The 23,165-nt window shown below is 56.5% G+C and carries 19 protein-coding genes and 2 tRNA genes; 14 read left to right on the forward strand and 7 right to left on the reverse strand.

The window, feature by feature from the left end:
• Nucleotides 1-77: 77 nt before the first annotated feature.
• The 4 genes from nhaB to B3Z17_RS02200 all read left to right on the forward strand — a co-directional run bounded on the left by nhaB (nt 78) and on the right by B3Z17_RS02200 (nt 3,317).
• The gene (gene nhaB / locus B3Z17_RS02185; protein WP_286828398.1) at nt 78-1,667 is read left to right on the forward strand and encodes a sodium/proton antiporter NhaB; all 1,590 of its coding nucleotides are present in this window, start codon (nt 78-80) and stop codon (nt 1,665-1,667) included.
• A gap of 137 nt (nt 1,668-1,804) precedes the next feature.
• Nucleotides 1,805-2,356, forward strand: a complete 552-nt coding sequence (locus B3Z17_RS02190; RefSeq protein ID WP_068305490.1) for a cold-shock protein — start codon at nt 1,805-1,807, stop codon at nt 2,354-2,356.
• Between the two features lie 119 nt (nt 2,357-2,475).
• Entirely contained in the window at nt 2,476-2,862 is a 387-nt protein-coding gene (locus tag B3Z17_RS02195; RefSeq protein WP_286828399.1) for a DUF192 domain-containing protein, read from the forward strand.
• On the forward strand, nt 2,862-3,317 hold the full coding sequence (locus B3Z17_RS02200) for a PaaI family thioesterase (protein ID WP_286828400.1): 456 nt from the start codon (nt 2,862-2,864) through the stop codon (nt 3,315-3,317). The genes B3Z17_RS02195 and B3Z17_RS02200 overlap by 1 nt, the downstream gene beginning before the upstream one ends.
• Here the strand turns inward: B3Z17_RS02200 and B3Z17_RS02205 are convergent.
• A complete protein-coding gene (locus tag B3Z17_RS02205; protein ID WP_286828401.1) occupies nt 3,314-5,533 on the reverse strand; it encodes a calcium-binding protein in 2,220 nt (739 codons plus the stop codon). The genes B3Z17_RS02200 and B3Z17_RS02205 overlap by 4 nt on opposite strands.
• A 204-nt stretch (nt 5,534-5,737) precedes the next feature.
• Here B3Z17_RS02205 and B3Z17_RS02210 point away from each other — a divergent pair, with 204 nt between their 5' ends.
• From B3Z17_RS02210 to B3Z17_RS02230, 5 genes are all read left to right on the forward strand, one after another.
• Nucleotides 5,738-6,166, forward strand: a complete 429-nt coding sequence (locus B3Z17_RS02210; RefSeq protein WP_068305497.1) for a hypothetical protein — start codon at nt 5,738-5,740, stop codon at nt 6,164-6,166.
• A 79-nt stretch (nt 6,167-6,245) separates the two neighbouring features.
• Nucleotides 6,246-6,322, forward strand: a tRNA-Pro gene (locus B3Z17_RS02215).
• A gap of 215 nt (nt 6,323-6,537) precedes the next feature.
• Nucleotides 6,538-6,816, forward strand: a complete 279-nt coding sequence (locus B3Z17_RS02220; RefSeq protein ID WP_068305499.1) for an ETC complex I subunit — start codon at nt 6,538-6,540, stop codon at nt 6,814-6,816.
• Nucleotides 6,817-6,830: 14 nt separating this feature from the next.
• Nucleotides 6,831-6,907, forward strand: a tRNA-Arg gene (locus tag B3Z17_RS02225).
• Between the two features lie 216 nt (nt 6,908-7,123).
• Nucleotides 7,124-7,996, forward strand: a complete 873-nt coding sequence (locus tag B3Z17_RS02230; protein WP_286828402.1) for a hypothetical protein — start codon at nt 7,124-7,126, stop codon at nt 7,994-7,996.
• Between the two features lie 194 nt (nt 7,997-8,190).
• Here the strand turns inward: B3Z17_RS02230 and B3Z17_RS02235 are convergent, their stop codons facing one another.
• Complete coding sequence (locus tag B3Z17_RS02235; RefSeq protein ID WP_286828403.1) at nt 8,191-8,907, reverse strand: c-type cytochrome; 717 nt, start codon at nt 8,905-8,907, stop codon at nt 8,191-8,193.
• A 322-nt stretch (nt 8,908-9,229) separates the two neighbouring features.
• Here B3Z17_RS02235 and B3Z17_RS02240 point away from each other — a divergent pair, with 322 nt between their 5' ends.
• Nucleotides 9,230-11,494, forward strand: coding sequence for a M10 family metallopeptidase (locus B3Z17_RS02240; protein ID WP_286828404.1), 2,265 nt, complete (start codon nt 9,230-9,232; stop codon nt 11,492-11,494).
• Nucleotides 11,495-11,612: 118 nt separating this feature from the next.
• Nucleotides 11,613-12,308, forward strand: coding sequence for a DUF599 domain-containing protein (locus B3Z17_RS02245; RefSeq protein WP_068305504.1), 696 nt, complete (start codon nt 11,613-11,615; stop codon nt 12,306-12,308).
• Between the two features lie 47 nt (nt 12,309-12,355).
• Here B3Z17_RS02245 and pepF read toward each other — a convergent pair whose 3' ends face one another.
• Entirely contained in the window at nt 12,356-14,251 is a 1,896-nt protein-coding gene (gene pepF / locus B3Z17_RS02250; protein WP_286828405.1) for an oligoendopeptidase F, read from the reverse strand.
• Between the two features lie 208 nt (nt 14,252-14,459).
• Here pepF and B3Z17_RS02255 point away from each other — a divergent pair, with 208 nt between their 5' ends.
• The 3 genes from B3Z17_RS02255 to B3Z17_RS02265 are packed head-to-tail and all read left to right on the forward strand — an operon-like array spanning nt 14,460 to nt 18,683.
• Complete coding sequence (locus tag B3Z17_RS02255; RefSeq protein WP_286828406.1) at nt 14,460-15,101, forward strand: hypothetical protein; 642 nt, start codon at nt 14,460-14,462, stop codon at nt 15,099-15,101.
• Nucleotides 15,101-17,428: a bifunctional diguanylate cyclase/phosphodiesterase gene (locus tag B3Z17_RS02260; protein WP_286828407.1), complete on the forward strand. Its 2,328-nt coding sequence runs from the start codon at nt 15,101-15,103 to the stop codon at nt 17,426-17,428. The genes B3Z17_RS02255 and B3Z17_RS02260 overlap by 1 nt, the downstream gene beginning before the upstream one ends.
• Nucleotides 17,415-18,683, forward strand: coding sequence for a hypothetical protein (locus tag B3Z17_RS02265; RefSeq protein ID WP_286828408.1), 1,269 nt, complete (start codon nt 17,415-17,417; stop codon nt 18,681-18,683). Before B3Z17_RS02260 ends, B3Z17_RS02265 begins: the two co-directional genes overlap by 14 nt.
• Here the strand turns inward: B3Z17_RS02265 and B3Z17_RS02270 are convergent.
• From B3Z17_RS02270 to B3Z17_RS02285, 4 genes are all read right to left on the reverse strand, one after another.
• A complete protein-coding gene (locus tag B3Z17_RS02270; protein ID WP_286828409.1) occupies nt 18,680-20,146 on the reverse strand; it encodes a sodium:solute symporter family protein in 1,467 nt (488 codons plus the stop codon). The genes B3Z17_RS02265 and B3Z17_RS02270 overlap by 4 nt on opposite strands.
• 8 nt (nt 20,147-20,154) lie before the next feature.
• Nucleotides 20,155-21,342, reverse strand: a complete 1,188-nt coding sequence (gene metC / locus B3Z17_RS02275; RefSeq protein ID WP_286828410.1) for a cystathionine beta-lyase — start codon at nt 21,340-21,342, stop codon at nt 20,155-20,157.
• Entirely contained in the window at nt 21,332-22,198 is an 867-nt protein-coding gene (gene sseA, locus B3Z17_RS02280; protein WP_286828411.1) for a 3-mercaptopyruvate sulfurtransferase, read from the reverse strand. Before sseA ends, metC begins: the two co-directional genes overlap by 11 nt.
• A gap of 166 nt (nt 22,199-22,364) precedes the next feature.
• Entirely contained in the window at nt 22,365-23,117 is a 753-nt protein-coding gene (locus B3Z17_RS02285; protein WP_286828412.1) for an acyl-CoA thioesterase, read from the reverse strand.
• Nucleotides 23,118-23,165 lie beyond the last annotated feature (48 nt).

Raw genomic sequence — 23,165 nt, forward strand, 5'->3', positions numbered from 1 at the left:
GGCTTCTGCGCGCAGTAAAAGCAAGCCCTGTAACTTTTGCCTGTAAAAATGGCTGAACAGTAATAAAGGGATAAATTATGGCGTCGCTTTTCGCGAACCCAGCGGGTAGGAACTTCCTGGGTAACTCAGCCGAATGGTACAAGTTTACCATTCTGGCGTTTCTGATCATCAACCCAATCCTGTTTTATTTGGTTGATCCGTATATTGCGGGTTGGGCACTGGTGCTTGAATTCATCTTTACCCTGGCGATGGCACTGAAGTGCTATCCCTTGCAGCCGGGTGGCCTGCTGGCATTCGAGGCTGTCGTTATCGGCATGACCTCGCCTGCGACGCTCGAGCACGAAATCGAGGCGAACCTTGAGGTTATCCTCCTGCTGGTCTTCATGGTTGCCGGTATCTACTTCATGAAGAACATGCTGTTGTTCGTTTTCACCAAGATCCTGGTGAAAGTGCGGAACAAGGTGCTTCTTTCCCTTATTTTCTGCTTCATGGCAGCTTTCTTGTCGGCATTCCTTGATGCCTTGACGGTGACCGCTGTTATCATTGCCATTTCGGTTGGTTTCTACTCGATCTACCACAAGGTGGCATCGGGCAAGGAATTCCACCACGATCACGACCATATGCATGACGGCGAGCTGGACAAGCTTAACCATGACGACCTTGAAGGTTTCCGGGCGTTCCTGCGCAGTCTGATGATGCACGCAGCTGTTGGTACGGCGCTTGGTGGTGTGATGACACTGGTGGGCGAGCCACAGAACATTCTGATCGGTACTCAGGCAAACTGGGAATTCGTGGAGTTCTTCTTCCGCATGCTGCCAGTAACGGCGCCTGTCCTGATTGCAGGCCTGACCACCTGTGTGGTTCTTGAATTGACGGGTGTCATGGGCTACGGCGCCAAAATCCCGCCGAAGGTGATGCATGTCATTGCAGACTATGACGCCTACCAAAGTGAGCGTCGTACCGCACGGGACAAGGCATCCCTCGCAATCCAGGGTATCGTTGGCGTGTGGCTGGTTGTGGCACTTCTGTTCCACTTCGCGGCTGTTGGTATCATCGGCCTGTCGGTTATCGTGCTGGCGTCCGCCTTCACAGGTATCACCGAAGAACACCAGATTGGTCATGCGTTTGAAGAGGCCCTGCCGTTCACAGCGCTCCTGGTGGTGTTCTTTGCTGTCGTGGGTGTGATCGCCGATAACGGCCTGTTTGCGCCGGTGACCAATTTCGTTCTTGGCCTTGATGGCCACGGCCAGATCACGGCCCTGTATATCGCAAATGGATTCTTGTCGGCGATTTCAGATAACGTCTTTGTGGCGACTGTTTACGTCAGTGAAATGGCGAAGGCGCTGGCTAACGACGTGATCACCCGTGACACGTTCGACCTGATGGCTGTTGCAATCAACACCGGTACCAACATTCCGTCTGTCGCAACGCCAAACGGGCAAGCAGCCTTCTTGTTCCTGCTGACATCTGCGCTGGCACCGCTTATTCGCCTGTCCTACATGACAATGGTGAAAATGGCGCTGCCATACACGATTGTGATGTCCGTTGTTGGCTACATCGGCGTGGCTAACTTCCTTGAACCAATGACGGAAAAGTTGTATGATAACCACTATATCGAGCATCATTCCGAGAAGGTTGGCGAGCCTAAAAAGGGCGGTCATCACTAAAAAATCGCCTGCTAAACAATAAGTTGCTTTACGGCGCCTGCGACAAAAGTGTTGCGGGCGCCGTTTTTTATGACTAGCATTGCCTGATATTGCTAATCTTTAGTGCCTGTGCAGGGTATTCCTAAGGGGGGAATGGTATGGACGGCCGTAGTACGATCTGTTCTGAGGAACGGCCCGATGAAGTGAGCCAGCTTGTGACTGGCAGGGTCAAGTGGTTTGACGCCGTGAAGGGGTATGGTTTTATCGTACCCGATGACGAAGACGGCGATGTGCTATTGCATTTTTCTGTTTTACGAGATGTCGGACGCCGCTCGGTGCCCGAAGGAACAACAGTTGTTTGTCAGGCCGTTGTGCGTGACAAAGGACGTCAGGCGACCGAAGTTCAGTCGCTGGATCTGTCCACGGCTGTTGCGCCGGAGGACCTGGGGCGCTCATCCTTCTCGCATCCTGGTATGGACATCGATGTATCTCCGGATTTTGAAGATGTCGTGGTGAAATGGTTCAACCGCACCAAGGGGTATGGCTTTGTATCCCGCGGTGAGGGCACGCAGGATATCTTCGTGCATATTGAAACGCTTCGCCGGGCAGGGTTGACTGACCTTGAACCCAGCCAGGAAGTGCGGGTTCGTATCGGTACCGGTGAACGGGGGCCGCTTGTGGCACAAATCGCGCTTCCGGGGGATGCGTGAGGCATCCGTCGGCTATGAAGCGCACTAAAACGAATATGCGACAAGGATGGGCGATCGGCGCTTTTTTCTTGTCGCTTTTTCTTATTGTGCTAAGCGCAAGCACCCATGCAGCAGCCGATATGGGTTCGGTCAAAGTGGAAAGCCAAAATGGCTCCCACGAATTTTCCGTGGAGCTGGCCCTGACACCGCCCGCGCAGGCGCGCGGCCTGATGTTCCGGGCAAAGCTTGATCCTGACAAAGGCATGCTGTTCATTTTTCCGGAAGCCGATATGCGCTCCTTCTGGATGAAAAACACGCTGATCCCGCTGGACATAATCTTCATCCGCGAGAATGGCACGATCATCAATATTGTTGAGAATGCCGAGCCTCGAACACTGACGCCTCGCAAGTCGCTGGCGCCAGCTGTTGCCGTGCTGGAGATTGCTGGCGGGCGGGCCCGTGCGCTGGGCATCAAACCAGGGGATACCGTGCGGCATGATTTCCTGGACAATCTGGGGTCCCGTTGATGGGGCCGGGGCCACGGCGTGCGACACCGGACATGGTGGCGGCAGCCAACCCGCCTGCCGGGTTCGAACCTATCCTGTCCAACAGTCCGTTTGGCTGGGAAAACGGGCCGATTTTCGAGAAGACAGACGATAGTGGCAAGGTGCGTGGGTTTCGCGTCGCCGACCGCCACATCAATGCGGGCGGCGCCTGCCACGGCGGCATGATCATGACGTTTGCAGATATCCTGCTGGCAACGGCTGTCTTTGCTGTCGCTGAGCCGCCGTTCGTGACCGTTCGCCTGACCACCGATTTTATCGGCCCGGCGTTTAAGGATGAATGGCTAGAGGGGCGGGCTTGCGTCACTGGTATTGATGACGGCCTTGTTGCTGTGACGGGCGAGATGCGTGCGGGCGACCGAGCGGTGGCAAGCGTGAGCGGGCTGTTCAAGACAATCCGCCCACGGGAAAGCCGCTAAAGCACGATCACCAGGTCGGTGATCTTGTCGATCCCGACCAAGAAAATGCTGTTGCCTTCGCCCAGTTCCAGCATCAGCCCTGTGACGCCATTTTGTGTGGCAAGGTGGGCTGAACCAACGATTTCTGCGATGCTGTCAAACCGATCGCTATAGCCCTCAAGCATCAGTGTGTCATCGCCCAGGCCGAAGTCCAGCACTGTGTCGGCACCACTGCCTTCCTTGAAATAGAAAGCATCACCACCAGTCCCGCCAGACAGGATATCGTCGCCGGTTCCGCCATAAAGAACATCGTGGCCACCATTGCCGGCGAGGCTGTCGTCGCCCGCACCACCAAAGAGCGTGTCATTGTCGGCACCGCCAGAAACCTCGTCATCACCGCCGGACGCGAAGACCACATCATTGCCTTCACCGGCGTCAATCACGTCATTGATGCCGGTGTCGGCCCCATCATTCTTGCCGCCATAAATGACGTCATGGCCGTCACCGCCGAAGATGATGTCATCACCTTGGCCGCCGCCAATGACATCATCGCCGCGCGCACCATACACCTTGTCGTTGCCTGTACCGCTATAGAGGACGTTCCTGGCGGTGGAGCCATAATCATACGGCTTGCCGCTGTCGTCGGTTTCGCCGTCCAGCAAGGGATTGCCGCCGTGGATTGTGTCATCGCCGGCGCCGCCGAAGATGGAATCCTCACCGTCCAGACGCTGTTCATAGGCCACAAAAACCAAATCGCGAATATCGCTGCTGCTCAGTTGACCACCAATGATCAGGTCGTTCCCGGCGCCGCCCCCGATGATGTCATCGCCGGCACCGCCAATCACTGTGTCGCTGCCTGTGTCACCGGCCCCCGCCCAACTGATGTCATTACCGTCTCCCAGGGTCAGGCTGTCGTCGCCGTCGCCGCCAATCACCGTGTCGTTCCCGGACCGGGCGGCTATCACGTTCGCGGCGGCGTCGCCAATCATCCTGTTGGCACCGCTGTCGCCACCATAAGGGTTGATGACAGTGAAACTACGGTCAGTAAGTGCAAGTGTCGCCCGGTTGTAGGCGGCATCATTGAGGGACAGGCGCTCAACGGTAAAATTGCCGGCAGGGAAAGTCCCATTGAAGGCGAAAGTGGCGGTGCCACCTGTGTTGTCGTCATTGAGAACCGCTGGGGCGTTCAGTTGGTAGAGGCCGCCTTTGTCGCTCCTGAGGGTCAGGGAGGCGCTGGTAACGCCTGTGTCGTCGAGGCCATTATCGGTGGCTTCAAACGCAAGCACCAGGCTGCCACCATCTGCACCGACGGTCACAGCTTGGGCAAGGGAGAAGCTTGAGACCGCCGGGGCTGACGAATCCTCAAGGGCCGCGCGCGCCGCCACGTTGATGATGGTCTCAAATCCCATTTCCTGCAGTTTGTCAGTACCCAGCAGGTGGGTGTTGCCCTGATCGTCGGAAATCCTGAGGCGGGTCAATATATAGTCGCCTGCCGGGGCTTCGGTGTTGAAGGTAGACAGGCCGATTTCACCGCCGGGAATGTCGCCGAACAGGCCCCATTCGCCGCCTGCGACTGCTGGGGAACCCTCGCCAATATCAAACTCAAATTCTATCAGGTTCAGGCCAGACGACGGGTCCGCTACATTCAGCGTGAAGCTGATCTCAACGGAATCGTCATCCCCCGTGGAAAAAGGATTGTCTGACGCGATAGTGAAACTGCGACTTGGCAGGTCCAGGCTGGTGATTTCCGGCGCTGCTCGGTCTTCGTCTGGCACATCCAGTGTCACGAACCGGGTCTCTGCCAGGCTTGAGATCGCATCAGCTTCAAAAACGTGGGACGCGGGCAGGTCAGGGTTGGCTTCTGTATCGAATGTCACCGTGACTTGTGCCAGTGCCCATTCCCCGCTCGGGTCATATTCGTCCAGCTCGATGGTCAGCAGCTGCAGGTTGTCACCGTCTGATTTGTCGGCTGAGGCTGAAGCGGTGCGCCCGGTTGGGGATACCAGCAGCACCGAAACGTCTGTGATGGCTGCCAGCATAGTGTCCACCAGGTCGACACTGACAGAAACGCTGGGTGCGTCGGCTTCACCGCCGCCAGGCACCGGTGTGCCGATTGCCACTGAATTGATGATTGCTTCACCGCTTTCAGGCAAAGCGCCAGGGTCCCGGCCAGCTGCTTGTGCGCCGCCTTCGCCCTTTGTGGCTCCACGCCACGATCCTTTGGTTTTGGTTGCCATGATCCCCCCAATCATATGCGACAGCCAATATCTTGGCCATCATCCACATACCATAATATGTGAAATTATGGCGGGAAAATGTTTTCTTATAGTTGCATTGAGGCGTGAGGAAGGACCGTCACTGGTTTTTGCGTGCGGGGCATGGTAGGGGAAGCGCCGTTTGTTTTACCACTGAATGCCAGGCAAATGCCGGGAAGGAATCCAATGACTGTCGAAAAAATCTATGCCGGATTTCTGGGTGAATGGCAGCTTGATGTCGCTGAATCGCATTATGGCCAGGGTGAAGCGCCTGTCTCGGGTGGCTATGCGATCAGTGAAAGCCAGGAAGGCCTGGTGTTCGTTATCAGTTGGCAGGACAGCGACGGAAAAGATCATTCCTTCAGCTTTTCCGGCATTCCAGACGGCGAAGCTCGGCCCTTTGCCGGTGATGACCTGATCGACTCCATGTCGGTTTCTGTGCCTCACCCCAATGAGTTGACCAGCAAGGCCTTCTTTAAGGGCAGGGAGCTGATGACAGCCAGGCGCGTGCTTGTGGAAGACGGTGCGGTGATGGAGATCACCCAGTCAGTGGTATTGCCGGATGGATCGCAGCCCGCAAACGTCGCGCGCTACAGGCGCAAACTGCATTCCTGAGGGCGCGGGAAAATATTTGGATTTTTTTTGAATTTTCCGCTTGCATTCAAAATCGCCAAACATTAGAAAGCGCGGGCGTCGGGGAGTGGCGCAGCCTGGTAGCGCACCTGTTTTGGGTACAGGGGGTCGCTAGTTCGAATCTAGTCTCCCCGACCATTTCTCTCCTTATCAGGAGGAGAGTAAGAGAGAGGCCTCTGCCGGTATCGGCGAGGCCTCTTTTTTCTTGGCATCAGGTGGCCGGGATAGCATATTTCGGTGTTCCCTTTCGCCACACTTTGGGATAGGGTGCGCAGCCGTCAGCCACGGTAGGCTGGCACGTGATTTGTTTGCCGCCCAAATGGGCGGTGTTGGTGAACCAATGGGGCTCTATGATGAAGGCACGCATTTACCAACCTGCTAAGAATGCCATGCAGTCTGGCACGGCGAATACGCACCAGTGGATTCTGGAGTTCGAGCCTGAGCTCGCGCGCAAGATCGATCCGCTTATGGGCTGGACCAGCTCTGCGGATATGCGCAGCCAGATCAGAATGAAGTTCGAAAGCCTTGAAGCCGCGCAAGCTTACGCTGAGCGCAACGGCGTTCCTTACGAGGTGAAGCCGGTTCACAAGAAGAAGCGCCACATTCAGGCCTACGCCGACAACTTCAAATAAGTTTCCAAGATAGCGGTCCCGTAGCTCAACTGGATAGAGCAGTTGACTTCTAATCAACAGGTTCGGGGTTCGAGTCCTCGCGGGATCGCCACTTTCCTTATATTTCAATGGCTTAGCTTGGCTAACTCCGACATATCTCGGCGGTAAGTCAGGCTAAGCCTTTGTTTTTATTTGTCATGTTGAATCCTACAACAACTTGTCGGCTACAAGAATTCGAAGGAAGTAAGATGCTGAGAATTTGGGGGATTCACATTCATGACTTTTGCGTTTAGTCTAGGTAACAAGAAAAAATGAATGGGGGGAAGCCATGTCCGTAGGAATGAGCGACGCAAGAATCAAGCTACATTTCAACGTTCACGAACCAATAGAGTTGGTAGAGTTAACATTGTCATTCCAGGCAATCGCCAAGGAATATCGCGCCCACTTAATCGAGCGCGTCAGAACTGCTGGCGGCAAGGTCAAGGATGCGGACGTCAAGCTCTATGTCACGAAGATCGAAAACAACTGTATTCTGGCGGAGCTTGGAAGCGCTACCGCCCTTCTTGGTCAATTCTTCTCCACGATGGACTACGCGAACATCTTTGTTGATTTCGTGAAAAATCTGAAGGGGGCGATTGATTACTTCGGTGGCGTCGCAAAGGCCGGTTCCGTCAATGCCGCAGAAGTGCCTTATACGAAACGACAGACCAACTCCATTGCGGACATATTGAAAACAGCGTCGAAAAACAAAAACGGAAGCCTAGGCCTATCAGTAATTGAGTATGAGGCCACCACAGGGGAAGCCTCCGAGAAACTGGCGGTTACATTCAGTCACGAAGATGCTTTGGACAGTCGCCGGGGAGCTCTGTTGGCAGCCCAAGCATTCGAGCAGACAGGCGAAGCCGACTACAAAAATGTTCTGATGTATTTTCATCAGGCGAATATTGATGAACCCAAGTCTGAAGGGCGCACGGGTTATCGCGCGATTATCAAATCGATCAGCAATCAGGACTTGGCAGTTCACTTTGTGTCCGAACTTGATCGGGAGCGGGTCAGCGATCTTGTCCAAGACCCTCAATTGAATCCATTCAAAGCATCGTACAGAGTGGATGTAAATGTTGAAACAGATCGGAATGACAAGCCACGTTTCTACCGTGTGGTAGCGTTACACGAAATCATTCCTGACGAGGGCGACGAGTAGAAATTGGCAGGGAAAAAGGTTAGTCAAAATTCGAAATTCATAAATGAATTCAATGAGCGAAATTCGTAGGTTAGTCAATGTAAGTCATTGACATTAAAGAATTTCATCGCTCCTCGCGGGATCGCCAGTCTTGCCCATTGTCAGTCTTGCCCATTGTCAGTCTTGCCCGAAGCCCTCGCGTTTGCGGGGGCTTTTTATTGGGCTTCATTCCTGAGGGTGGCGAGGTAAGCGATCAGGTCTGCCCGGTCGATCGGCCCGCGCAGGGTCTTGAAGGCGCGGTGGGTGCCTTGTTTGAACTCTTTTTTGGCCAGCAGGAAGCGGTCCAGGCGTTCCGGCGTCCAGGCGCCCTCTACCTTGACAAGATTTCCAGCATAATCAAATCCGTCCGCACTGGCGATGGGGCGCCCCATAACGCCAAAGAGATTGGGGCCGATTTCGTGTGGGGCATCGGCCTCATGGGAATGGCAGGCCTTGCATGTGCGGAAAAGCCGCTTGCCGATCGTTGCATTGCCGCTGTCTGCACCCGTTAGGGGCCTGTCTACATCCGCGGACAGGTTGGCGTTAGCTGATGCATCAATCAGCCAGTCCAGCAGGTCTGCGCGCTCATGTGGGCTCATCAGGCCCGAATAGGGCATATCATTGTCAGGCACTGCAAGGTGTGGTTTGGCGATGAATGCATTCAGCGATTTCCGGGTCCAGGCACCGCCTTCAGCCAACAGGGCAGGGCTATACTGAAAGTCGGGCGCCCCGGCGATACCCCGGTCCATCAAGCCATGCAGGTTTGGCCCGAAGCGATGCTCGCCGTCTTTGCTGATGGTGTGGCATCGAACGCAGGTCTGGAACAGTTGCTGGCCGCGCGTCACGTCAGGGGAGGCCGCTGATACGTTGCTCGTGAAGGGCGAAGCCAACACAAAAAACGCCAGAATGCACCACAGACTATACCTCGAGATCACCATTATTGGTCCATATCCTATTGCTTCAACGTATCCTTAAAGGATGCGGGCTATTTTCGCTGTGATGCGACTTGAAGGGCAAGTTGAAAATTAGGATAGCGGTTTTCCCCTGGGGGTGGCGTCAACTCTATACCAACAGGCCAGAGGCGGAGTTGGGCGGAAGACAAGCGGAAATGCGCAGGTGCCGGCAATAGGTTCAATTGAGCGCAACACTGTTTTTGTCTGGGGCATGGTGGTATAACTGGCCCCCTTCCCAGGGGCGAAGAGCGGAGTGAATTGAGTGACCGATATTGCAAATGACCTGACGACGACAGCCTCTGTGGATGAGGGCGAAGAGTTCGAGGGAACGATCGAGTCCGTCGGCGACGAGGATTGGATTGCTGTCACGCTGACTGCGGGAGTGACGTACGGTTTCAACCTGCGGGGCCTTTTGTCAAACAACGGGACGCTTGAGGACCCTTTTATCAAGGGCATCTACGATTCTAACGGCAATTCGCTCGGGCTTGAGGATGACGACAGTGGTGACGGTCGGGAAAGCCTGCTGGTGTACACGCCAGAGGCAAGTGGCACTTACTATATCTCCGTAGGCAGTTGGGACGGACCGTTTGACGGCTATGACCCTTCCGGCACCTATACCTTCAGCTATGGCGTGTATGAAGGGTCTGTTTCCACGCCTTTTTCCGAAGCTTTCGCTGACCAAACAGAGGCAAGTGGAGTCACCGAAGTTGATGCACTTCTGTCACTGTGGCGCTACAAGAACCTTGAAGGCGGCGAGCCGACTGAAGTTACATACAGCTACCCTACCTCTGGCAGCCTTTATTCCCAGGACCCGGATTTCGGGTATGGCCCGGAATCGCCGGATGCAGAGCCCTGGGCGGGGATCAGTTATCTGACAAATGCGGAAAAAGCCTTGTTTGATGATGCGCTTGCCCAAATTTCCGGCTTTGCCAATATTGTCTTCACCGAAGTGCCGGATAATGCTGAAAGCGCTGGCGTGATCCGCCCTGCCTGGACAGACCTGGCGGACGAAGATGCCGCAGCCTGGGCTTACCTGCCATTCTCTTCCTCTCAGGCGGGAGACATCTGGTTCCTGACCCAAAATCAGGATACAGGCGGCAGCGGTTCCTATTTCCATACCGTGCTGCTGCATGAGCTAGGCCACGCAGTCGGCCTGAAGCATACATTCGATACCGATGGGTCGGGCGCTGTGATGCCAGCTGAATATGACGGCCTTGAATATACCGTGATGTCCTATAACTCGTCGGTCGACACGGACATCTTTTCTCTGGATTTCTACCCGACGACTTACATGTACTATGACATATTGGCGTTGCAGCACCTGTATGGCGCGGTTGAGAGCAATAACGGCAACACCACCTACACCTTCGAGCGTGGTACCCAATATTATGAAACCATCTGGGATACTGGTGGCATCGATACCTATGATGCATCCAGCCAGATCAAGGCACTCCACTTGGACTTGACGCCTGGGTCATGGAGTAACGTTGGGACCACGGTTCGGATGTTCGGCGGCGCCGACACCAAAAACAAGATTGATACAGTTTTCACGCCCCCGGAAATTACCATCGAGCGTGCACTTGGCGGATCGGGTGACGATACCCTGACGGGGAACGATGCCGACAATCTGCTGGCCGGGAACGCAGGGAATGACAAGCTGACAGGCGGCCTGGGCAACGACACGCTTCGTGGCAATGACGGTGATGATACGCTGATGGGCGGCCTTGGCGCAGATGCCCTTTGGGCAGGCGCGGGGGATACTGGCGCGGACCGGATGTTTGGCGGTGGCGGCAACGACACCATCGGCGGTGGGGCGGGCAATGACCTGCTTGATGGCGGGACAGGTGCGGATGTGGTGTTCGGCGGTGCCGGCGATGATACAATCGCGGGCGGCGGCTGGACAAACGGCTCTGCCGATACCAGCGAGACATCGAAGGCCCAGTTGTGGGCAGGCAGCGGCAATGACTTTGTCTTTGGCGCGGCGGGCAATGATGAGCTCGGCGGCGGTGATGATGACGACAATATCTCGGGCTTTGGCGGCGACGATGTGATCTATGCCGGGAAAACCGGCGCCGACACGCTTGATGGCGGTGATGGCGATGATGTCATCTTCGGCGGTTCTGAAAACGATGTGGTCACCGGTGGCAGCGGCAACGACGAAATCTATGGCGGTGGCGGCAATGATATGGTTACCGGTGGCAGCGGCGGTGACACGCTTTATGGTGGCGCTGGCGATGATACACTCACAGGCGGTGGCGGTGACGACACCCTGCGTGGCGGTGACGGTGCTGATGTCTTCATCTTTTCCGGTAGCGGCGGCGATGATCAGATCGACGGCTTCACCACAGGCGAGGACATTCTGGACTTTGGCGATACCACCACAGACTTTACTGACCTCGCCAGTGTTCAGGCAGCGGCAACCGACACCGCAGATGGCCTGCTGATTGATCTGGGCGGCGGCGATAGCCTGCTGTTAAGCGGCCTCGCGGTCTCTGACCTATCAGCAATTGATATTCTATACAGCTAGCAGACATGTATGAATGGCCTGAAGGCGCTGCCCCGTGGCGGCGCCTTTCATTTTGGGCTGGGTTTCGCCTTGGCCTTACGCTAGCCTCAGCCGAAAAGCAGCAACCGGGACCCAGTTCATGCCGTTCATCGATCTTCTCAGCAATGCCGACCTTTTGGCGCTCAGCATCTATTTGCTGGCCTTTGTGCTTTATGGCCTGGTGGCAGACCACAGCCCCCTTCAGCGCTATTCCATTTCGGCAGCCATGGACCGGCAGCGCCGCAACTGGATGCACGAGGCCCGGCGGCGTGAACTGCGGATGCTGGACAGCAATGTGTTGCAGATCCTGATGAACGGTATCAGCATCTTCGCGTCCACCAATATCTTCGTCATTGGCGGCCTGATTGCGGGTATTGCCTATAACGAACAACTGAGTGACGCCTTTTCCCGCGTGCCGTTCGCGGTGCAGATTTCACCGGCTTTGTGGTCGCTCAAGCTTGCGCTGCTGTTGGCCGTGTTTGTTTATGCTTTCTTCAAGTTCGCCTGGGCGATCCGGCTGGCGAACTATTGCGCCATCATGGTGGGGGCGCTGGCATCCCACAATGACGCTGAGAGTGCGGACGCAGAAGCCCGCACCGAGGCGGCGGCAAAGCTGGCGTCGCTGTGTGCCTTTCATTTCAATCGTGGGCTGCGCGCCAATTTCTTCGGCCTTGCGGCGCTTGGCTGGTTCTTCAGCCCGATGCTGTTCATCGCCGGGACGATCTTTATCGTGCTGATTCTGGTGCGCCGGGAGTTTCTCTCGGGTGCGCTCAAGGCCGTCCGGGCGCTCAAATAAAAAAAAAGCCGGAGCGAGCCCCGGCTTTCTCTCATTATTTCAAAGGCTTATTTGCCCATGCGGTCGAGGATTGCCTCAGCCTCGTCCATCAGTCGGTTCATACGGCCGATGAGGATTTCATAAGGCGTTTTAGATGCCAGGTCGATCTTCGACGCCTTCAGAAGCTCATACGGATATTCCGACCCGCCGGCTTCCAGCACCTTGATATAGTCCTCGGTGGCTGTCTTGTCGCCGGCCAGCATACGTTCCGCGAAGGCTGTGCCGCCCGAGATGGAGGTGGCATACTGATAGACATAGAAGTTGCGGTAGAAGTGCGGGATATAGGCCCATTCGATGGCGTAGGCTTCATCGATGGTCATCACACCCTCATCGTGGCCGTGGTATTTTTTCAGCAGATCCAGATACACAGCCGTCATCTTGGACCCTGAAAGGGCCTCGCCAGCTTCCTGCATCTCATGGATCTTCAACTCAAATTCCGCGAACATGGTCTGGCGGAAGAATGTGCCCCGGATGCCCTCAAGCGCCCGGTCGATATAGTAAAGCCGCTCAGCGTCCGGCAGGTCCTTCGCCAGCATATATTCCTGCAGCAGCACTTCGTTGGTTGTTGAGGCCAGTTCTGCCGTGAAGGTGGTATAGCTGAAGTTCTCGAATGGCTGGTTTTCGCGGCTCAGCAAGGTATGGACTGCATGGCCCCACTCGTGGCTGAAGGTGGAAACATCTTCGAACCCGCCGTTGAAGTTCAGAAGCACATAAGGGTGCACATCGTAGGCGGAGCCGAACATATAAGCGCCGGGCCGCTTGCCGGGTTGCGGCAATACATGCATCCAGTCGTCCGCAAACCCTGCCTTCAGGTGGTTCAGATACTTCTCGCCGAACGGCTGCAACGACACCAGCGTCATTTCCTTGGCGTCATCAACGGTGAAGGTGCGGTCCAGTGCCGTTACTTCCGGGTAGATGTCGTAATAGTTCAGGTCTTCAAGGCCCAGAAGCCGCTGCCGAAGCTTCAGGTAACGGTGCATGCTTGGGAGGTTGTCATTCGCGGTATCCACCAGTGTGCGGTAAACGTCTGTCGGGATATTGCTGCCGGAAACGGCGGCGGCCAGGGCATTTTCATAGCCGCGCGATTTGGCGCCAAACACATGGCCTTTCACATGGGTGGCCAGCGTTGCGCCCAGCATGGCTTCATACTGTTTCCAGGTGCCCCAGAAGGCATCGAACACCGCCTTGCGGTCATCGCGGTTCTGCACAGCCCGGTATTTGGTGTAGGCCGACTGGTTCAGAAGTTTCACTTCCTCGCCGTTCGAGAGGGTAATCGACGGCCATGGGATGCTGGCATTGGTCATCAGACCATAGATCTGGCCAGGACCCGACAATACATCCCCCGCATTTGCCAATACTTTTTCGGCTTCCTTGCTGAGCGTATAGTCTTTCTGCCTGAGTGTGTCCCTGAGGTTGAAGGCATGCTTTTCAAGGCCGGGCTCGGCGGCAATGAAGCTTTCCACCTTCTCTGGCCCGACCTCCAAAAGTTCCGGCGCGATGAATGATGTTGCCTGGCTCAGTTCGGCGAAAAGCGACTGGGCAAGGGTGCGGCGTTCCTGCGTTTCGGATACGCGCAGGTCTTCATCTGCCGACAGGGTCGCATAGACCAGAAGGCGCAGGGCCGATTTCTGCAGCGCAGAAATTTTGTCTGCGGCCTCAAGAAGGGTGGCTGCGCTTTCCCCGAGTCGGCCACGATATGCGTCCAACTCCTTCATATCCGCAAGGACTTGCTGGCGTTCGGCTTCCCATGTCGCAGGGCTGGCATAAAGGTCAGTCAGGTCCCACACGGTGGCCTGCGCGTCGTCCGCCGAATGGGCGGGCATCACGGCAGGTGTTGTGGCCAAAAGGGCTGTCGATGTAAGCAGGGCGGCCAGAGGCAGCCGCAGTTTTCTTGTGATTTTCATTGTTTCCTCCCACAAATAAGAAGCCGATAGATTGGCGCTGGAATGCCGGGCTGGCAAGACAACCAAAGTTGATTTCGTGGCTTTCAGAACACTCTGCTGTCACGGCATGGCGAGAATACAACAGTTTCAGTGTCACCATTATTTGATTGGAAGAGAAGAACCTGTTTCAATATGTTTTTGAATTCAAACAGTTAGTGTTGGGGTTAGAATGAAATTCAGAATGCTTGCGCTGGCCTTCGGGCTTATGGGCCCACAGGTCGCAGCTGCCGACCTTGCCGTTGAAATCAGGGACAGCGGCGGCCAGCCTGTGCCAAATGCAGTTGTTTCGTTCGCGCCAAAATTCACGCTGACACAACCGGTGCCGGCGTCAGCCAGCGCCGAGATGCGTCAGGAAGGCACGATGTTTTCGCCGTTTGTCTTGCCGGTTCAGGTTGGTACAACGGTTTCATTCCCCAACTTTGATGAGTTCCGCCACCAGGTTTATTCCTTTTCCAAGCCCAAAAGGTTCGAGCTTCGGCTGTATGGCCAGGATGAAAGCAAGACCATTCATTTTGAAAACTCGGGCGTTGTTGCCCTTGGGTGCAATATCCACGACAATATGCTGGCCTATATCTATGTGAGCGAGCACCCAATCGTGGCCAAAACCGGGGAGGATGGTAAAGTACTGGTGCAATCACTGGAACCGGGCGAATATGATATTCATATCTGGCACCCGGACCTTGCTTCAGGCGCAGACCCGATACTCAAAAGTGTTTCAGTGTCTGCAGACGGGGGCACTGTATCTGGCCAGATTAACCTGCGGTCCATTCGGAGTATTCAGCAGCCGCCAGCAGAGGATGACTATAACTGATGCTTGCGTTTCGTTTCAGGACCAAACTGACAGTCGTCTATCTCGCGCTATTCCTGGCGGTGATGGGTATTATCCTGCTGGCGTTCTACCGGTCCGTAACCACCAACGTGGAAGACCAGACGCGCGACCAGCTCGCAGCTTCCGCCCGGGTCTTTGAACGCATCGTCAACTACCGGGTCAGGACGTTGGGCGAAAGCGTGACTGCGCTGGCGCAGGACTATGGCTTCCGCGAAGCGCTTGGGACAGATGATAAACCCACAGTGATCTCTGCGTTGCAGAACCAGGCCCGTCGGCTTGAAGCGGACATGGCGGTGATCACCGATATAGACGGCAATCCAATTGCTGCACTCCTGGATGGTGAAGCCACAACGGCTATGCCGATGATCAGCGATGACCTGAAGCAGATGGCCGAACGGAACGGTGTGGCCTCGCGCATGGTGTCGGTCGACGGCCGCATTTTCGAGCTTGTTCTTACGGTTGTCCGCGCGCCAGTTCCCATTGCCTGGGTTGCGTTCGGCGTCGAACTGGACAAGGCTACGGCGCAGGACATCAAAGGGCTGTCGCCCATCGAACTTGAAATCGGCTTTCTTTACCGCGCGGAAGGGCAACAGTATCAGGTGGCTTCGGCAACATCCCATGCGGATGCTTTGTCAGACTTTCTGAAGACCAGCCAGCCCACAGACGAGGCCTTTCGGGCAACATTCATGAATCAGGAGCATATGTTCCGCCATTTGTCGCTGGTCTCCGGGGATGATGGCAAGGAAATCTCGGCACTGCTCTATTACTCCATGGATACGGCGCTGGCGCCATATGATCCGTTGGTGATCACGATGGTGACTGTGCTTGTGCTGAGCCTGCTGCTTTTGATCGCCGGTAGCGTGGTTGTGGCGCGCAGTGTTACCAAGCCTCTGACGAACCTTGCGTCGGCAGCCAGGCAAATCGCCGAAGGCAGGTATGAAGAGGTTGAAACCGAAAGCAGGGGCGATGAGGTTGCGGACCTGACATCCAGCTTCAATCAGATGATCTCGGCCGTCAAAGAACGCGAGAAGCAAATCACCTTTCAGGCATACCATGACCCCGAAACCGGGCTTCGGAACCGGTTGATGTTTGACAAGATGATCCAGCAGGAGATCGATCAGTCTGACTCGTTCGTGCTTGTGATCGCGGAAGTCCAGCAATTGCCTGAACTCCGGACCGTTCTGAACCACCAGAATATCAATGACCTGATCAAAGGCGTTGCCCGGCGGATTGAGAAAGTGGCCGATACCGAAGTGGCTCGTGTTTCCACCGAAGCATTCGGCTTCCTGGTGCGCGACGCCGAAGATGCCGAAACTCGCGCATCCCTCGTGCTTAACAGCTTCATGACGCCCTTTGATGTGGCAGATATCGTTATTGATGCCAGTGTGAAGCTGGGTCTGGTGAAGTTCCCGGGTGACGGTGAAGATGGTGCGACGCTCCTGCGGCATGGTCAGGCGGCACTCGATAAGGGGCGCGGCGCCCCTCGCGGCTTTGCCTGGTATGATCCGGATCGCGACAGTTCCCAGAAAGCGCGCCTGTCTATGATGAGCGAGCTGCGCGGCGGCCTCAAGAATGGCGAGGTAAAATTCGCCTATCAACCGAAACTGGACCTTGAAAGCGGCAAAATCACTGCCGTGGAAGCCCTGATCCGCTGGATCAGTCCAAGCCGTGGGTTTGTGCCGCCGGATGATTTCATCCCGATGGCAGAGCGTACGGGCGATATCCGCCACGTGACCGACTGGGCGCTGAGGCAGGCAATCATGCAGGCGGCTGACTGGCGGGCGAGGGGACTTAACCTTGCCGTGGCGGTCAATCTGTCCACCAATGATCTGATGAACCAGAATCTGCCGGCGCAAATCCTCGCCCTGCTCAGGGAACATGATCTGCCGGCTGAATTCCTGAAGCTTGAAGTGACAGAAAGCGCTGTGATGCATGACATGGCCCGCGCGCTGGATGTTCTAAATATGCTGAGCGCCATGGGTCTTGCGCTGTCGATTGACGATTACGGCACAGGCTATTCGTCGCTCAGCTACATCAAGAAGCTGCCGGTGGGTGAGATCAAGATCGACAAATCGTTTGTGCTCAATCTGGCGAAAAGCGACGAAGACAATATCCTTGTCCGGTCAACCATTGAGCTTGGCCATAACCTGGGCCTCTCGGTTACCGCGGAAGGGGTTGAGGACGAGGATTCCATTGGGCGGCTGCGTGAATATGGCTGTGACGTTGTTCAGGGCTATCATATTGCCCGGCCACTACCACCAGCTGAGCTGGAAGAGTTCCTGAAAGAGAGTGAGTATGGACCGGCCTAAAGCCACCCCTTTGGTGGCTCTCTCTGTTGCCCTTGCTCTCTGCACTGCGACAGCTGTTGAAGCTGAAGGTTTGCCAGCTGTCGACTTTGAAGTGCTGGCAGATGCCCGGCTTTCTGTTGTTTCAGGCGAACAAAGCTGGTTCGATGACTGGCTTGGCAAGCTGCGGTACGGTGGCGACCGTGGGGGCGAAGGGCAAGGCCGTTTCAGGCTTGCTGAACTGTCGCTGATGGCCCGGTCAGACATTACCTGGGACCTGCAGGCCTTTGTGCATGCTAAGTTTGACCCAGAGCAGGATAAGCCTGCTGATCTGGTGGAAGCTTTCCTGCATTATAAGCCCGTCCCCACCTCCAGCGTGCAGTATGAAGCGCGGGCAGGGCTTCTGTTTCCGCATATCTCCCGCGAGAATATCGGGGCGGCGTGGACCAGTCCTTTCACCATCACTCCTTCAGCTATCAATAGCTGGGTGGGGGAGGAAATCCGCGCCCTTGCGCTCGAGGGCAAGGCAACGCTGCGACTGGAAAACCAGAAGCTGTCGCTGACAGCCGCCGTCTTTGGTTTCAACGATCCGGCGGGTTCATTGCTTGCGTTCCGGGGCTGGGCATTGGGCGACTATAAGACCGGCGCCTTCAGTCAGGTGCCACTGGCACCAGTTCCTTCAATCCAGCCGGGCGGGTTCCTTGAAGACCAGCCTTTGTGGGTTCACCCGGTCCGCGAGCTGGATGGTCGCCCGGGCTTTTATGCGTCGCTTGATTGGGATTATGCCAAACGCGTCAAGCTGGGCGCATTCTATTACGACAATCGCGGTGACCCGGAAACTTTCAAGCATAATCAGTATGCCTGGGATACCCGCTTCTGGAATGTTTACGCAGAGGTGGAGGCTCCAGCTGGTATCAAAATCATGTCTCAATTCATGACTGGCAATACCATGATGGGAACGCTCTATGACGGAATGCGCATGGTAGACGCGGATTTTGCGGCAGGCTATGTGATGGCGACCAGAAAGCTGGGCCAGCACCGCATCAGCCTGCGTCGGGACTGGTTCGATGTGGATGACAACACGTTCGTTAGCCAAGACAACAACAATGAGGTTGGCACCGCGTGGACGCTGGCGTTCAATGCAAAGGTTGGAAAGAAAGCCAATTTGATCGCAGAATTCCTGCATGTGGACAGCAACCGTCCCGCGCGGGAGGGTATTTGGCGCGACGCAGAGCAGGTCCAGACACAGCTGCAGGTCAGCTACCGGCAGCGCTTCTAGGCTGCGGATGCCTTTTGGCGGCTGGCACAGACCGCAATCACTAGCAAGTTCAGCATCAAGCCCCACAGCCCGGCATGGATGCCGCCCAAGTGGCTATAGTCCGTCCCTACAAGGTAAGACAGCTTCAGCACAAGCGTAACGGTCACCCCGGCCAGCAGGCCCCACAGGACACCTCCGGTGGTCACCCGCGCTGTGCGTACGCCCAGGATAAAGGCCGGGGCCGTCTGGATCAGGAACTCAAACTTGAAAATCAGAAGCGCCCAGATGGTTTGCGGCAGCACGATTGCAAGCACAGCCATGACCATCATCAGCGCCCAGGACAGATAGCGGCTGACACGGTACAGGCGCTTGCCGCCGTCTTCCTCCAGATCGCTGCTGATCATATCCTTGGTGACGATCGACCCCAGCGTCAGCATGGCGGAATCGATGGTGGACATGATGGCCGCGATGGCAGCACCCAGATACAGGATCAAGAGCCACGCCAGTGACGGGTAGGCGCCGGTGATATGCTCAACAGCATAGATGATGACATTTTCGCTTTGCTCGCGGCTCAGCTCAGGGCGCCAGTCCGCGACGCTCATACCCACCAGGATCATCGGCAGTGTTGTCAGGATAGGCATGACCAGAAGCGGCGCGTAGGACCGCTTCAGCGTACGGGCATCCTTCGCAATATAAATACGCTGGATGGCTTGGGGGTAAACAGCACCACCAATTGCCACGAGCACCACGATGCTGAGGAAGCTGGCTGTCTGGATGTCGTCCGTGAAGTATGTGGTAAGCTTGCCTGCCAGCACAGTTGGGTTCGTGACGCTTTCTGGCCCGTTCAGGCTGACGACTGCGAAAAACAGCATGAGGCAGCCAAGGAACAGCAGGCTGCCCTGTATGACGTCTGTCCAGACAACGCCCCTCAGGCCGCCCAGACTTTCATAGAAGGCCATCACAAGCGCCAGCACCAGAATACCAACAGGGAAGGAAATCGCCCCGCCACTGGCGGTCTCCAGCAAGAGCCCCACAGCCTTGAAGTTGCCCAGCGCATAGGTGATGAGCGTCAGGATCGCGATCACGTTGACGGCGATCAGGAGCGGTTTGCTGCCAAAGCGCCATTTGATGAAATCGCCAATGGAAACAAAGGATTGCTTCTTAGAAAGTCGGTTCAGGGCAGGGGCGTATGTATAGTAAACCAGCACGATGGCCATCACGGCCACGACGATGCTGAGCCCAATGAAGCCATTCCTGTAGGCGTTGCCGGGCACGGCAGACAGGGTATTGCCGCTATACTGTGTGGCATAGAGCGTGAAAAACACGCTGACCGCGCCCATTGAGCTGCCGGCCAGATAATAGTCCTTGAGGCTGGTTTCCCGGCTCGCGCGGTTGGCGCGCCAGCCGATGACAAGAAGTGATGCCAGATAAAGAAAGATGGCGATCAGGCCGCCAGGGCCCAGGATTGCTTCTGTGCCCTGCATGGTGCGCCTTAGAGCCCCAGATGGGTCATGTAGGCGCTGAGGCCTGCTTCCAGGTCGGCGATCAGGTCGTCTGTGTCTTCAAGGCCGATATGCAGGCGGATTACGGGGCCATCTGAAGCCCATGTGGTGGCGGACCGCGCGCTCGATGGGTCACTCGGCAGGATCAGGCTTTCATAGCCGCCCCAGCTGAAGCCCATCTTGAAGTATTTGCGGCCGTCAACAATGTGCGCCGTGTCTTCATAGGCGCCGGCTTTCAGGGCGATGGAAAAGAGCCCGGTGGAGCCGCCAAAGTCGCGTTCCCAGATCTCGTGACCGGGGCAATCCTCAAAGGCAGGGTGCAGCACCCGTTCGACCGCCGGGTGATCCTTCAGCCATGCCGCAACCTTGAGGGCATTTTCTTCATGCTGTTTGAGGCGCACGCCCAGCGTCCGGAGGCCGCGCAATACCAGAAAGGCGTCGTCGGCGGATACGGTCTGGCCCAGCTGATAGGCTGTGCGGCGCAGCTTCTGGAAGGCGCGCTCGCCCGCAGTCGCCGTGCCCATCATCACGTCCGAATGCCCGCCCAGATACTTGGTTGCGGCATTGACGGAGATATCAGCGCCCATGGAAATCGGGTTCAGAAACAAGGGCGTCGCCCAGGTGTTATCGGTGATGACAAAGAGGTCATGCTTCTTGGCCACATCGATGATCGCCGGCAGGTCCTGCACCTCAAAGGTCAGCGATCCCGGGCTTTCGGTGAAGATCAGCTTGGTATTGTCCTTGATCAGCGCTTCAATGCCGCTTGCGATCAGCGGGTCATAATAGCTGGTCTCCACGCCCATCATCTTCAGGAGGCCGTTGGCGAAAGACCGGGTCGGGTCGTAGGCGCTGTCGGTAATCAGGATATGATCGCCCGCGCGCACAAGCGACAGGATCGCAGTAGTGATGGCCGCAACCCCAGATGGGAACAGCATCGTTCCGGACCCGTTTTCAAGTTCCGTGACGGCATCTTCGAGCGACCACTGGGTCGGCGTGCCCTTGCGGCCGTAAAACAGGTGACGGGCTGCCGGGTCCGCCACGCGCTCGCGATATTCGGCGTAGGTGTCAAACAGGCAGGTGGACGCCCGGTAGACAGGCGGGTTCACAATGCCGTGGGTCCATTCCTTGCGGCGACCGGTAACGGTGAGCGTGGTGTCGGATTTCTTTTTAGTTGTCATGGCTTTGCGCGGGTCCTGTCTCAACGGGTAGGGCAGGGTCTGCGCCCCACTCGGTCCAGGAACCGTCATAAACGGAGACGTCGCGTTTGCCAAGGGTCAGGAGCGCGAGTTTCAGCACGCAGGCCGTGACGCCGGAGCCGCAGGAGGTAACAACAGGCTGGTCGAGGTCCACGCCCGCCGCTTCGAAGGTCGCACGGATTTCATCCGCCGGTTTGAGCGTGTGATCAGGGGCATAGAGCGAGGAAAAGGGCACATTAAGGGCATAGGGAATGTGCCCTGACCTAAGTCCCTTGCGGGGCTCCGGCTCTGTGCCTTCAAACCGGGCTTTTGACCGTGCATCAATCACCTGTTCTTTTTTCGATTTCAGGTTCATGTAGAGGTCATCCTGACAGCGCAGGCGGTCGGGCTTCAGGGCGGCCTTGAAATCACCAGGCGCGCGCTCTGTCGGTGCGTCTGTCACGGGCTTGCCTTCGGCTTGCCATTTCTGCAGCCCGCCATCCAGCACATAGACATTCTCATGACCCATGACACGGAAGTTCCACCAGACGCGCGCGGCGGAGCGCACGTTGCTGTTGTCATAGACAACGATGGTGTTGCTGTTGGAGACGCCAAGCTTCCTCACAGCGCCTTCAAATTCGTCGGCGCGCATCATCATGTGGGGCAGGTGGGCCGCCACTTTGATGTTGGCATCAATATCGAAGAAAATCGCGCCCGGGATGTGGGCTGCGTCATATTCTGCGCGCGCATTCCTTTTGTCGGCAGGCATATGCCAGGAGGCGTCGACAGGTAGGATCGTGGCATCACTGCCAAGTTTCTCAGCAAGCCAATCTGTGGTTACCAGTGGAAACGGATTCATGAAATGGCCTTTTCCTTATACTCAAACCAAAATCGGCAGCGCCCGGCTCATGGGTCAAACGCTGCCAGCGCGTAGCGTAAGCGCTTGAGGGTTGTGATACAATCAAGCAATTGGCAGGTCAGCTATGACTTTAGTGCATGGGTGGCGGCCGCTACAGGATCCGAATTCAGAGGGACAAGGGCTCTGGCTTGCCCGCTGCGTCGACCGCCACCATGACAAATTCGCTTCTGGCGCACAAGCGCCTGTCCCCGGCTATCACGTCTTCCGCTGTCATGGAAACCTCGACCACCAGCGACGAGCGTCCGGTATATTTCACCCGGCCCTTGAGGTCGATAATCTCTCCGCCTTGCGCGGGCGCGATAAAGTCCGTGCGCTGGCTTGAGGCCATGACGAAAACCCGCCGACTGTGGCGGCTGGCGGTGATAAAGGCGGTCTTGCCCATCATGGCAAGGGCATTGCCGCCAAACAGCGTGCCATAATGGTTGGTCTGGTCCGGGAACACCATTTCGACCCGGTTGCACAGAATGTCTTCGTCGACCGGTTGGGTCTCATCCGTCGGAGCCGGGGGCAGGGGCGGCTGGTCCTTGTCAGGCGACACCATGGTGAAATGACCGCGCGTACACAGCTGCCGGTCACCGGTCAGCAGATGCTCGGCATACATGTCTACCTGCACGGTGGCGGAGCGCCGCCCGGCCTTGACGATGTTAGCCTGCAGGTCAATCAGGTGGCCCCGTGACGCGGGGGCCGTGAAATCAATGCGGTCACAGGAAGCGGTCACGAAAGGGCGCCGCCCGAAGCGCGTGGCCGCAACAAAGGCGAGCTTGTCCATATGCGACAGGGCCGTACCGCCAAACAGGGTGCCGTGATGGTTGGTGTCACCGGGGAAAACGATATCGATCAAATGGGTGGTGGCAGTCATGGGCGTGTCCTTGTGTGAAAACCAGGCCACCTGATGGTGGCCCGGCTG

The sequence above is a fragment of the Kordiimonas sp. UBA4487 genome (assembly GCF_002389025.1).
GTDB classification, from domain to species: Bacteria; Pseudomonadota; Alphaproteobacteria; order Sphingomonadales; family Kordiimonadaceae; genus Kordiimonas; species Kordiimonas lacus.